At 40.2% G+C, this 12641-nt stretch carries 10 protein-coding genes, 1 rRNA gene and 1 other annotated feature; all 11 genes read left to right on the forward strand.

Annotation, left to right across the window (positions count from 1 at the left end):
- Positions 1 to 99, forward strand: a 5S ribosomal RNA gene (gene rrf / locus MN204_RS18145); the annotation flags it as partial.
- 168 nt (positions 100 to 267) lie between these two features.
- Complete coding sequence (locus tag MN204_RS18150) at positions 268 to 969, forward strand: MgtC/SapB family protein (protein ID WP_249872514.1); 702 nt, start codon at positions 268 to 270, stop codon at positions 967 to 969.
- A gap of 194 nt (positions 970 to 1163) precedes the next feature.
- Complete coding sequence (locus MN204_RS18155) at positions 1164 to 1631, forward strand: CtsR family transcriptional regulator (RefSeq protein WP_249872515.1); 468 nt, start codon at positions 1164 to 1166, stop codon at positions 1629 to 1631.
- A gap of 40 nt (positions 1632 to 1671) precedes the next feature.
- Positions 1672 to 2220 (forward strand): protein-arginine kinase activator protein McsA, encoded by a 549-nt coding sequence (gene mcsA / locus MN204_RS18160; protein WP_249872516.1) that lies wholly within the window; start codon positions 1672 to 1674, stop codon positions 2218 to 2220.
- Complete coding sequence (mcsB, locus tag MN204_RS18165; RefSeq protein ID WP_249872517.1) at positions 2217 to 3281, forward strand: protein-arginine kinase McsB; 1065 nt, start codon at positions 2217 to 2219, stop codon at positions 3279 to 3281. Before mcsA ends, mcsB begins: the two co-directional genes overlap by 4 nt.
- Positions 3282 to 3294: 13 nt before the next feature.
- Complete coding sequence (gene clpC, locus MN204_RS18170) at positions 3295 to 5724, forward strand: ATP-dependent protease ATP-binding subunit ClpC (RefSeq protein ID WP_249872518.1); 2430 nt, start codon at positions 3295 to 3297, stop codon at positions 5722 to 5724.
- Positions 5725 to 5961: 237 nt separating this feature from the next.
- The gene (radA, locus tag MN204_RS18175; protein WP_249872519.1) at positions 5962 to 7335 is read left to right on the forward strand and encodes a DNA repair protein RadA; all 1374 of its coding nucleotides are present in this window, start codon (positions 5962 to 5964) and stop codon (positions 7333 to 7335) included.
- A gap of 136 nt (positions 7336 to 7471) precedes the next feature.
- Positions 7472 to 8563 (forward strand): PIN/TRAM domain-containing protein, encoded by a 1092-nt coding sequence (locus tag MN204_RS18180; RefSeq protein WP_249872520.1) that lies wholly within the window; start codon positions 7472 to 7474, stop codon positions 8561 to 8563.
- A 119-nt stretch (positions 8564 to 8682) separates the two neighbouring features.
- A complete protein-coding gene (gene gltX / locus MN204_RS18185) occupies positions 8683 to 10152 on the forward strand; it encodes a glutamate--tRNA ligase (RefSeq protein WP_249872521.1) in 1470 nt (489 codons plus the stop codon).
- 59 nt (positions 10153 to 10211) lie between these two features.
- Positions 10212 to 10427: a binding site (T-box leader), on the forward strand.
- 115 nt (positions 10428 to 10542) lie between these two features.
- Positions 10543 to 11187: a serine O-acetyltransferase gene (gene cysE, locus MN204_RS18190; protein ID WP_249872603.1), complete on the forward strand. Its 645-nt coding sequence runs from the start codon at positions 10543 to 10545 to the stop codon at positions 11185 to 11187.
- 51 nt (positions 11188 to 11238) lie between these two features.
- A complete protein-coding gene (gene cysS, locus MN204_RS18195; protein WP_249872522.1) occupies positions 11239 to 12639 on the forward strand; it encodes a cysteine--tRNA ligase in 1401 nt (466 codons plus the stop codon).
- The last annotated feature ends 2 nt before the right edge of the window (positions 12640 to 12641 follow it).

A 12641-nucleotide genomic window follows, 5' to 3' on the forward strand; every position in this document is an offset into this window, starting at 1 on the left:
AGAGGTCACACCTGTTCCCATCCCGAACACAGAAGTTAAGCTCTTCAGCGCCGATGGTAGTTGGGGCTTTGCCCCTGCAAGAGTAGGACGCCGCCAGGCTAATTAAAAGAGTTAAGATACATCATGTATCTTAACTCTTTTTGTATATTTCCTTTTAATGACGGAAATCGTCATGTAATTCTATTTAAAAGAGTAGAGACATAAACTAGAGAAGAGAGAGAAAGTGAATTCATTAAAGGATAGTAGTATTGTTAGGGGGGATAAGAATTGAGCTATTATGTTGATCAACTACTTGGAGATAACTTCTTTCTAATCTTGATTCGATTATTTGTTGCCCTGATATTATCTGGGTTAATTGGTTTTGAGAGAGAAGTGAACAATCACTCAGCAGGTTTTCGTACCCATATCCTGGTAGGGGTAGGTTCCTGTCTAATGATGGTGTTATCATTATTTGGTTTTACTGCTTTTATCGAAGCATATGATAATATTCGATTCGATCCTGCACGTATTCCTTCTTATGTCATCAGTGGAATAGGTTTTCTTGGAGCTGGTACGATAATTGTATATGGTGGAACAGTTCGTGGTCTGACTACTGCAGCTTCCATTTGGGCTGTGGCAGGTATCGGTTTGGTAGTGGGAGCAGGAATGTACAGTATAGCAATCGTAACAACCTTAATTATTTTAATCAGCCTTATTTTCCTTAATCGAATTGAAAATCTGTTTCCTAAATCTAAATCCAGTAATTTTATAGAGTTAGTTGTAGGAGAAAAATTTAAAATTCATCAAGCCATCGAGATTATTGAGAAATACGATCTTTCAGTTAAAAATGTAGAGATATTTAGAGTGGAAAGTAATTTAAGGAAAATCTATATAAAGACTGACGTAAGGGATAATCATAATCTTTTCGAAGTATTTGAAGAAATATCCAGAATTGAGTATGTTAAAAACATTACCAAGTTGAATGCTTAAATAGTTTCGAAACCTTACATATTGTAACGATGTAAGGTTTTTGTTTTGTTTCCGTTAATTTTGTCTAAAATATATAAAGTAAGATGTTTGCATCTCCTTTGTTTTGGCGTATAATAAAAGTATAGTCAAAGATAGTCAAAGTCAAAAAATAAGACAAACTGAGATAAATCATACAGATAAGAGGTGCAGGGTAAATGAGCAATATTTCGGATATTATTGAACAATATTTGAAAAATGTTCTCCAATCGAAGGGGGAAAATACAATAGAGATCAAACGCAGTGAAATAGCTGATCAGTTTCAGTGTGTCCCTTCACAAATAAATTATGTGATTAATACGCGTTTCACAGTGGAAAAAGGGTATATAGTAGAGAGTAAACGAGGTGGCGGTGGGTATATCCGGATAATGCGAGTAAAACATCAGGACAAATCAGAACTTATTGATGAAATTATACAAATGATAGGCCCGTCATTCACACAGCGCTCTTCAATAGATGTACTCGAACGTCTTCTGGAAGAAAAGCTTATTACCAAGCGAGAGGCTAAAATCATGCTTAGTGCAATTGATCGCACTACATTGGCCTTTCAATTGCCATTGCGAGATGAGGTTCGTGCCCGTGTTTTTTCCGCAATGCTTTCAACACTTAAATATTTGGATGAATAGAAAATCTTTCTTCACCAACAGGAATAAGGGGGGAATGACGTTGGAATGCCAGGAATGTCATGAAAGACCAGCAACGCTTCATTTTAAAAAGATTAATAATGGGGAAGAAACATCGGTAAGCATGTGTGAAGACTGTGCGAAGAAAAAGGGGTACATGTCGTATCCGGAAGAAGGCTACTCGCTTCATGATTTACTAACGGGATTATTTAATTTCGATAACTTAAAAATGGCAAATCCAAGTGGAAATCAGTTAAAACAAGTAAAAGAACTGCAATGTACTTCCTGTGGGATGACATTTTCCGAATTTAAAAAAGTAGGTAAATTTGGTTGTGCCCATTGCTATGAATCCTTTGATTCCAGATTAGGGCCCATCTTCCGGAGAGTCCATGCAGGTAATACGAAACATTTTGGGAAAATACCAAAACGTGCCGGCAGTGATCTACATGTGAAAAAACAACTGAAAAGCTATAAAGACGAACTGAAAAACCTAATCGAAGCCGAAGCATTTGAGGAAGCTGCAAAAGTCAGAGATAAAATCAAGGCATTGGAAAAAGGGCATCGGGAACCGGAAGCAGGTGATGAACGATGACATTACAGAATTTTATTAGTGAAGCAATCAGTCCATGGATGCTTGAGGATGGCCCCGATAAAGATATAGTCATGAGCAGCAGAATTCGTTTAGCAAGAAATTTCGCCAATGTATCCTATCCGATTTTGGCAGACCAGGAAAACTTGGAGGAAATTCGCAGCTTCATTAAAAATGAATATGCAAATCAATCATTTCAGTCTTATGAAAATCTCGAATTTGTTTCCATAAAAGATCTAACGGCTGTGGAAAAAAGGGTACTGGTTGAGAAGCACCTTATCAGTCCTCATCTGGCGAAATATGCACAACAGAGCGCTGCACTGATTTCACAGAATGAACAGGTTTCCGTCATGATTAATGAGGAAGACCATCTTCGGATTCAGCTTTACTTCCCAGGTCTCCAGTTGAAAAAAGCTTTGGAGCACTCATTCAATTTTGACGATTGGCTGGAGCAAAAAGTCAATTATGCATTTGATGAAACGAAAGGTTACTTAACGAGCTGTCCAACAAATGTTGGTACGGGCATGCGGGCTTCTGTCATGATGCATCTTCCAGCTTTGGCAATGACGAATCAAATTAATCGAATGATTCCGGCAATCAGTCAGCTCGGACTAGTAGTAAGGGGAATTTATGGAGAAGGCAGTGAAGCACTTGGCAATATTTTCCAGATTTCCAACCAAATTACGCTTGGAAAATCCGAGGTTGATATTATTGAAGATCTGGAAAGTGTAGTGAAACAGTTAATTGATCATGAAAGAACCGCACGCAATCATATAATGGAACGATCGGGAACGAAACTTGAGGATCGTGTATTCCGTTCATATGGTATCCTTCAGTACAGTCGCATTATCGATTCAAAAGAATCAGCAAGATGTATTTCCGACGTGCGATTGGGTATAGATTTAGGTATTATAGAGAATACATCAGGAAATATTTTAAATGAGTTAATGGTTCTTACACAGCCGGGTTTTCTTCAACACTATGCGAATAGAACTTTGAAAGCGGATGAACGTGATGTATTGCGTGCAACAATCATTCGTGAGCGATTAAAATTGGAAAAATAGGAGGGAAATCCAGATGATGTTTGGACGATTTACAGAAAGAGCACAAAAGGTACTCGCTTTATCACAGGAAGAGGCAGTACGACTTGGCCACAATAATATTGGTACAGAACATATTTTATTAGGTCTGGTTCGGGAAGGAGAGGGAATTGCCGCAAAGGCGTTACAGTCCCTCGGCCTGGAGGTATCAAAAATCCAGGAAGAAGTTGAAAAACTAATCGGTGTAGGTAAACAGCCTATGCAATCGATTCATTATACACCACGTGCAAAGAAAGTAGTTGAGCTGTCCCAGGATGAAGCGAGAAAGCTCGGTCACTCTTACGTAGGGACGGAACATATTTTACTAGGGTTAATTCGTGAAGGAGAAGGCGTTGCTGCACGTGTATTGAACAACCTTGGTGTCAGCCTAAATAAAGCAAGACAGCAGGTACTCCAGTTGTTGGGTAGCAATGAGTCACAGGCAGGCCGCCAAGGACGTGGAGGGCAGCAATCAAACGCAAGCACCCCTACCTTGGATTCATTGGCAAGGGATTTAACTGTTAGTGCCAAAGAAGGGAAAATTGACCCTGTAATTGGTCGTGCGAAAGAAATTGAACGCGTTATTCAGGTGTTAAGCCGCCGTACGAAGAATAACCCTGTATTAATCGGTGAACCTGGTGTTGGTAAAACAGCAGTCGCAGAAGGGCTTGCACAACAAATTATTGATAATGAAGTTCCGGAAACGTTAAGAGACAAACGCGTTATGACCCTTGATATGGGTACGGTTGTTGCTGGTACAAAATACCGTGGTGAGTTTGAGGATCGACTGAAAAAAGTAATGGAGGAAATTCGTCAGGCGGGAAATATCATTCTGTTTATTGATGAACTCCATACGTTAATTGGTGCTGGTGGAGCAGAAGGTGCTATCGATGCTTCCAATATTTTAAAACCTTCCCTTGCCCGCGGTGAATTGCAATGTATTGGTGCAACGACATTGGATGAATATCGTAAGTACATTGAAAAAGACGCGGCACTTGAACGGAGATTCCAGCCGATCCAAGTTGATGAGCCTACAATGGATGAAACGATCCAAATCTTAAATGGTCTTCGTGACCGTTATGAAGCCCATCATCGTGTAACGATTACTGACGAGGCTATCGAAGCAGCGGCTACACTTTCCGATCGTTATATTACGGATCGTTTTTTACCGGATAAAGCCATCGATTTAATTGATGAAGCAGGTTCCAAAGTGAGACTTCGTTCCTATACGATTCCGCCTAATCTGAAAGAGCTGGAGCAGAAGCTTGAAGAAGTACGTAAAGAGAAGGATGCCGCAGTTCAGAGCCAGGAATTTGAGAAGGCTGCATCGTTACGTGATTCGGAACAGCGTTTTCGTGAGGAACTCGAGAAAACGAAAGATGAATGGAAAGAAAAACAGGGTCAAACAGACTCTGAAGTCACTGTGGAAGACATTGCAAGTGTTGTTTCCATCTGGACTGGAGTACCCGTATCCAAGTTAACGAAAGACGAGAGTGAACGTCTGTTAAACATGGAAGACATTCTGCATAATCGTGTCATTGGCCAATCCGAAGCCGTTGACGCTGTTTCCAAAGCCATTCGTAGAGCGAGAGCAGGATTAAAGGATCCGAAACGTCCAATTGGTTCATTTATCTTCCTTGGACCGACAGGGGTTGGTAAAACAGAGCTTGCCCGTGCGTTGGCAGAAGTGATGTTCGCTGATGAAGATGCAATGATTCGAATTGATATGTCTGAGTATATGGAAAGACATGCAACTTCCCGTCTCGTCGGTTCACCTCCGGGATATGTTGGTTACGAAGAAGGCGGACAGCTGACAGAAAAAGTTCGTCGTAAACCATATTCCGTTGTTCTGCTTGATGAAATTGAAAAAGCTCATCCAGAAGTATTTAATATTTTACTGCAAGTACTTGAAGATGGGCGTTTAACCGACTCAAAAGGTCGTCTCGTTGACTTCCGTAATACGGTTATCATCATGACGTCGAATGTCGGGGCAAGTGAGCTCAAACGGAACAAGTATGTAGGGTTTAACATGGGTGATGAAAAGCAGGAATATAAAGACATGAAATCAAAAGTTATGGAAGAGTTGAAAAAGGCTTTCCGTCCTGAGTTTCTGAACCGAATCGATGAAACAATTGTGTTCCATTCGCTAGAGAAAAAGCATATGAAAGATATCGTTACACTTATGCTGGAACAATTGAAGCGTCGTCTGAAAACACAGGATCTCCATTTGTCTCTGACAGATAAAGCAGTTGATAAAATTGCCAATGAAGGATTTGATCCGGAGTATGGTGCAAGACCGCTGCGCAGATCAATCCAAAAGAATATTGAAGATCTGCTGTCTGAAGAATTGCTGAAAGAAAACATTTCCAAAGGACAACAGATTAAGATTGGATTGAACAATAAAGGAGATTTCACCATTCTCACATAAAGGGAGTAAGATTCAGTAATGAAACTTGCGATCAGACAAAAAACACAAATTGAGTAGTAAGGAATTTAAAAGCTAGGAGAGTCATATCTTCTAGCTTTTCCTTAAATTTAAGCTAGTAAATAACAGAAACTTGCCAGTTGTGGCATAAATATGGGAAAACGTTACATAAATTGATAGGAACCTGTAACCTGCTAGGTTCAAAAATGTTTTATAATAAGAAAAAGGGGTTAGAGTGATTTGGCTAAGCGAAAAACAAAGTATGTCTGCCAGGATTGTGGATATGAATCAGCAAAATGGATGGGCAAATGTCCTGGCTGTAACAGTTGGAATACGATGGTTGAAGAGATCGAAGCTTCTTCCGTCAGGGGAAGAAGCTCCTTTTCCAATGGAACACAATCTGTCAGCAAGCCGGAAAGTATTACTTCAATCGAATCCCAGAAGGAACCAAGAATTACGACTGCCATGAAAGAGTTTAATCGTGTTCTTGGTGGCGGAATTGTTCTCGGTTCATTGGTATTGATTGGTGGAGATCCGGGTATTGGTAAATCGACATTGCTTTTGCAAATATCTTCCCAGCTGGCTGAAAAACAATTACCGGTATTATATGTATCCGGTGAGGAGTCGACACGTCAAACGAAGCTGCGTGCTGACCGTTTGGGAATTGAATCCGATTTACTATATGTTCTGTCCGAAACAAATCTATTTGACATTGGAAAGCAAATCGAAGAAGTTCGACCTTCGTTTGTCGTCATCGACTCGATTCAGACGATTTTCAAGGAAGAAGTGACCAGTGCACCTGGAAGTGTCTCTCAAGTAAGAGAATGTACGGTTGAATTAATGAAGATTGCCAAGTCGAATGGAATTCCGATATTTATCGTTGGGCATGTAACAAAAGAAGGAGCCATTGCAGGCCCGAGATTGCTGGAACATATGGTAGATGCCGTTCTATATTTTGAAGGGGAAAGACACCATACATATCGTATTTTGCGTGGCGTGAAGAATCGCTTCGGAAGTACCAATGAAATGGGAATCTTTGAAATGAAGGAAGAGGGATTGAGGGAAGTTTTGAATGCTTCTGAAATATTTCTTGAAGAACGTGCTGAGGGAACGGCAGGATCTACGGTAGTGGCTTCGATGGAAGGAACAAGACCAGTTCTAGTTGAGATTCAAGCGTTAATCTCACCTAGCAGTTTCGGTAATCCACGACGAACAGCAACGGGGATTGACCATAACCGGGTACCATTAATTATGGCCGTTTTGGAAAAGCGGGTGGGACTTATGCTACAAAATCAGGATGCCTATATTAAAGTTGCAGGAGGCGTCAAGCTTGATGAGCCTGCAATTGATTTAGCACTTGCAGTCAGCATTGCTTCCAGTTTCCGCGATCTGCCAACAAATCCAGATGATATCTTTATCGGTGAGGTTGGTTTGACTGGAGAAATCAGAAGAGTATCTCGTATTGAACAGCGTGTGCAGGAAGCGGCTAAGCTTGGTTTTAAGCGGGTTATATGCCCCAAAAACAATTTGGATGGGTGGACTTATCCAAAAGGTATTCAAATCGTTGGTGTAAGCACCGTTCAGGAAGCATTGGAAGAAGGATTAAGCAGATGATTTGAGGGAATTTTTAGAATTTGAATCGATGTTTATGCTATGCTATGATTTACTTGATATGATAGTCTTTTTTCATTTTTTTTAAGGGTTACATTTTACTATTTTCGGTAATAATAAAAGATAGGAGGTGACGAAAGTGCTCAATAAAGTTGTGCATTTGTTTTTTATTATCCTGGGAGGTACTATAGGATATCTGTATGTCCCGGAATTAGTCAGGATATTGAATATTACGGATTCTGAGTGGGTGAGTTCACCATATTTAGGAATGATCTTCGGCGCAATTATATTTTTTATCCTTTCATACTGGCTGGCAGATTATATCGTGGACTTTTTAAGGTGGGTGGAAGACGCACTTATTAAGCTCCCTGCAATCGATTTATTTTTCGGTAGTGTCGGTTTGATCGTTGGATTGGTTATTGCTTATTTTATCAACATGCCCCTTCAGGATATAAACATTCAAGTTGTTTCACAGGTTCTGCCATTATTTATAATGATTGTTCTAGGATATCTCGGTTTCCAGGTCGGTTTCAGACGCAGAGAAGAATTTGTTAATTTGATGAAAACGAATAAGAAGGATCGACGTCGTCCAATCGAAGGGGAAGATGCTGATTTGCTTCTGCCCAAAGCAAAAATTTTGGATACAAGTGTTATCATTGATGGGAGGATTGCTGATATCTGTCAGACAAACTTCCTGGAAGGAACGATTATCATTCCGCAGTTTGTTCTGGGAGAATTACAGCATATAGCAGATTCTTCCGATACACTGAAAAGGAATAGAGGTCGACGTGGTTTAGATGTACTGAACCGAATTCAAAAGGAATTGCCTGTAAAAGTGGAAATCTATGAAGGTGATTTTGAGGAAATATCAGAGGTCGACAGTAAACTAATTAAGCTTGCTAAAGTTATCAATGGAATTGTTGTAACAAATGATTTTAATCTGAATAAAGTGTGTGATCTTCAAGGTGTGAGTGTACTGAACATCAATGACTTGGCAAATGCGGTTAAACCGGTTGTATTGCCTGGAGAAGAACTGGTTGTTCAGGTAATCAAAGATGGGAAAGAGCATAATCAAGGCGTTGCGTATTTGGATGATGGCACAATGATCGTTGTTGAAGAAGGACGCGATTATATCGGCCAAACAATTGAAGTAATCATTACAAGTGTACTTCAGACATCTGCTGGGCGGATGATTTTTGCAAAACCGAAATTACTTGAAAAAGCGCTGTAAAAAGGGTATAACTTATAGAGGATACAATAAAGTGATAACATGTAAATGTTATCACTTTTTCATATAACGGTTATCTTTTAAATATTAATTATTTTTTACTACTTGAGAGGGGTAAAACCATGAGTAATGAAGTTCGCGTACGTTATGCGCCGAGTCCTACAGGTCATTTACATATTGGAAATGCACGTACAGCTTTATTTAACTATTTATATGCAAAACATTTTGATGGGAAGTTCATCATTCGTACGGAAGATACGGATGAGAAACGTAATGTTGAAGGTGGAGAAGAAAGTCAGCTGAAATTCCTGAAATGGCTTGGCCTTGAGTGGGATGAAGGAGCAGATATAGGCGGGAATTATGGTCCGTATCGTCAAACAGAGCGACTGGAAATGTATAATAACTATGTTAATGAGTTGCTTGAGAAAAATCTCGCATATAAATGCTATATGTCAGAAGAAGAGCTTGAAGCAGAACGTGAAGAACAGCGTGCAAATGGGCAAGTTCCCAAGTACTCTGGGGCACATCGAGACTTGAGTCAGGAACAAATTGCCGCGTTTGAAGCGGAAGGTCGTAAACCAAGTATCCGCTTCCGTGTACCGGCAGCGACAACCTATACTTTCCACGATATGGTACGTGGAAATATAACATTTGAATCCAGTGATTTTGGGGACTGGGTCATTGTTAAGAAAAATGGGATTCCTACGTATAACTTTGCAGTGGCAATTGATGATCATTTGATGGAAATATCACATGTTTTGCGCGGGGAAGAGCATATTTCCAATACACCGAAGCAAATGATGGTTTATGATGCTTTTGATTGGAAAGCACCAAAGTATGGTCATATGACACTGATCCTCAATGAAGATCGTAAGAAACTGAGCAAACGTGATGAGCATATCCTGCAGTTTATTGAGCAATACCGTAATCTTGGCTACTTACCGGAAGCAATGTTTAACTTTATCAGTCTCTTGGGCTGGTCCCCTGTTGGCGAGGAAGAAATTTTCTCCCAGGAAAAACTGATTGAGATATTTGATCCGGAACGACTATCTACATCAGCTGCCATCTTTGACCAGCAAAAATTGAAGTGGATGAACAACGAATATATTAAAGCATCTGAATTGGATGCAGTGATTGAACTTGCAATGCCACACCTCATTCAAGCAGGAAGGCTACCGGAAGATATGGATGAAGAAAAAAGAACATGGGCTGAGAATGTGATTAGCCTGTATCGTGAGCAATTACGTTATGGTGCTGAAATCGTTGAATTGACAGAGCTTTTCTTTAATGAACATATCTCCTATGATGAGGAAACTATGGAAGTGCTGCGTGAAGAGCAGGTACCGGAAGTGCTTCAAGTATTTACCGATAAACTGATCCATTTGGATGAATTCACTAAAGACTCCATCAAAGCGCAATTTAAAGCAACCCAAAAAGAGACAGGCCATCGTGGTAAAAAGTTATTCATGCCAATTCGTGTAGCAACTACGGGGCAAATGCACGGACCTGAATTGCCATTTGCAATTGAACTTTTAGGAAAAGAAGTTATTCTTGCAAGGCTGGATAAAGTTCTTAAACAACTGGGAGCTTAATGATTCACATTTAAGCATTCGTGTAATATAGTATTAATAAAGTCTAATTTTTACTAAATCGTTGAACGTTGATGAGGGAAAGTAGGAGCAGTCAGCTTACAAAGAGAGAATCACATCGCTGGGAGTGATTTTAAGTAGCTGTTCTGAAGTGCCCCTTGGAGTCTGTTATGGAAAATAGAGTACATGGCAGCGGCACTCTTCCGTTATAAGAGCACAAGTTGGGAGATTTGTTAATCTTCAAACAGAGTGGAACCGCGCATGTTAGCGTCTCTGTGTTTTAATGCACAGGGGCGTTTTTTAGTTTTTTCGCAACTAAGGTATACGCCAAAGGCTTAAGAAGTTGCCTTAGTTTTCTAACAAATAAGGTAGAGGAGGGGCAAACAAATGGGGATGTTTAAAACGATCAAAGAGGATATGGATGTGGTGTTCGAACAGGATCCTGCAGCCCGTACCTATTTGGAAGTGATGTTAACTTACGCTGGACTGCATGCGGTATGGGCACACCGTCTTGCGCATTGGTTTTATAGGGGAAAACTTTATTTTATCGCACGTGCAATCTCTCAAATCAGCCGATTTTTCACAGGCATTGAGATTCACCCGGGTGCTAAGATCGGAAGGCGGCTGTTTATTGATCACGGAATGGGAGTCGTGATTGGTGAAACATGCGAGATTGGGGATAATGTTACCATTTTCCAAGGAGTTACGCTTGGAGGGACTGGAAAGGAAAAAGGGAAACGGCACCCTACCGTTAAAGATAATGCACTAATCTCTACAGGGGCAAAAGTTCTGGGTGCAATCACAATCGGTGAGAACTCAAAAGTCGGTGGAGGATCTGTTGTACTCAAGGATGTTCCAGCTAATTCGACGGTAGTTGGAGTACCTGGCCGAGTAGTTGTTCAGAACGGGGAGAAAGTAAGAAGAGACCTTGACCATCATAAAATACCAGATCCTGTATCTGATCGATGCGAACAATTACAGGAACAAATTGACTCGTTGAAAGCTGAAATTGCTGTATTGGCAAATAGGAAAGATTAACAACGTCCTATCTGCCTTCGTTTTCAAATAAGAAGGGAGCACTTAAATACCATGCCAATAAAAATTTATAATACGCTGACAAGGAATAAAGAAGATTTTAAGCCTCTTCAGGAAGGCAAAGTAAGTATGTATGTCTGCGGTCCAACGGTGTATAACTATATTCATATAGGGAATGCCAGACCGGCTATTGTGTTTGATACGGTGAGAAGGTATTTTGAATATAAAGGTTATGCTGTGAATTACGTTTTGAATTTTACAGATGTAGATGACAAAATTATTAAAACAGCAAACGAATTAGGGGAAGAAGTTCCAGAACTTGCAGACAGATTTATCCATGCCTATTTGGAAGATGTCGGAGCGCTAGGTGTCAAAAAGGCTACACATAATCCTCGTGTCATGGAAACCATGGATGATATTATTGCTTTTATTGATAAGCTTATCCAAAAGGAATACGCTTATGAAGCGGATGGCGATGTATATTTCAAGCCGCGTGCTTTTGAAGGATACGGAAAATTATCCCATCAGTCTATTGATGAACTTCGCTCTGGTGCAAGAATCCAAATTGGTGAGAAAAAGAATGATCCGCTTGATTTTGCCCTTTGGAAACAAGCAAAAGATGGGGAAATTTCATGGGGTTCGCCTTGGGGGAAAGGACGTCCGGGTTGGCATATTGAATGCTCTGCAATGGTAAAGAAATATCTGGGAGATACAATTGATATTCATGCAGGTGGCCAGGATCTGACATTTCCTCATCATGAAAATGAAATTGCCCAATCCGAAGCAATGACAGGTCATACATTTGCAAACTATTGGATGCATAATGGGTATATTAATATTAATAACGAAAAAATGTCAAAATCCCTTGGAAATTTTGTTTTAACGAGGGACCTGATTGCTCATCATGATCCACAGGTTTTGAGATTTTTTATGCTTAGTGTGCATTATCGGAATCCAATTAATTTTACGGAGGAATTACTGGAAAGTGCAAAAAACAGTTATGAGCGAATTAAGACAGCATACCATAATCTGGAACACCGCAAGCAGTCCAGTATGAATCTGGTGGATGATACGGATGTTTGGGTACCGAAAATTGATGAAATGAAAGAACGTTTTGAATCCGATATGGATGATGACTTCAACACCGCGAATGCTATTTCCGTTCTCTTTGACTTGTCCAAGGAAGCGAATGTATATCTTCAATCAAAGCAAACGTCTGAAAAAGTTATTGGATACTTCCAGGAAACGATGCTGTCCATCCTTCAAGTACTCGGAATTAATCTAACAGAAACGGACGAACTATTGGATACAACCATCGAAGCGCTTATTGAAGAGAGAAATGAAGCAAGGAAGGATCGCGACTTTGCCCGAGCTGATGAGATTAGGGATCTGCTGAAGGATAAAAATATTATATTGGAAGATACACCTCAAGGGATTCGTTGGAAAAGAGGCTAATC

Source organism: Oceanobacillus saliphilus (assembly GCF_023522835.1).
In the GTDB taxonomy this organism is placed as follows: Bacteria; Bacillota; Bacilli; order Bacillales; family Amphibacillaceae; genus Oceanobacillus; species Oceanobacillus saliphilus.

What these genes read in the sequence shown, in the direction of transcription:
- cysE (WP_249872603.1), top strand. Translation starts at nt 10,543, where the DNA reads ATGTTTAAAACGATCAAAGAGGATATGGATGTGGTGTTCGAACAGGAT.
- gltX (WP_249872521.1), top strand. Translation starts at nt 8,683, where the DNA reads ATGAGTAATGAAGTTCGCGTACGTTATGCGCCGAGTCCTACAGGTCAT.
- cysS (WP_249872522.1), top strand. Translation starts at nt 11,239, where the DNA reads ATGCCAATAAAAATTTATAATACGCTGACAAGGAATAAAGAAGATTTT.
- clpC (WP_249872518.1), top strand. Translation starts at nt 3,295, where the DNA reads ATGATGTTTGGACGATTTACAGAAAGAGCACAAAAGGTACTCGCTTTA.
- mcsB (WP_249872517.1), top strand. Translation starts at nt 2,217, where the DNA reads ATGACATTACAGAATTTTATTAGTGAAGCAATCAGTCCATGGATGCTT.
- MN204_RS18155 (WP_249872515.1), top strand. Translation starts at nt 1,164, where the DNA reads ATGAGCAATATTTCGGATATTATTGAACAATATTTGAAAAATGTTCTC.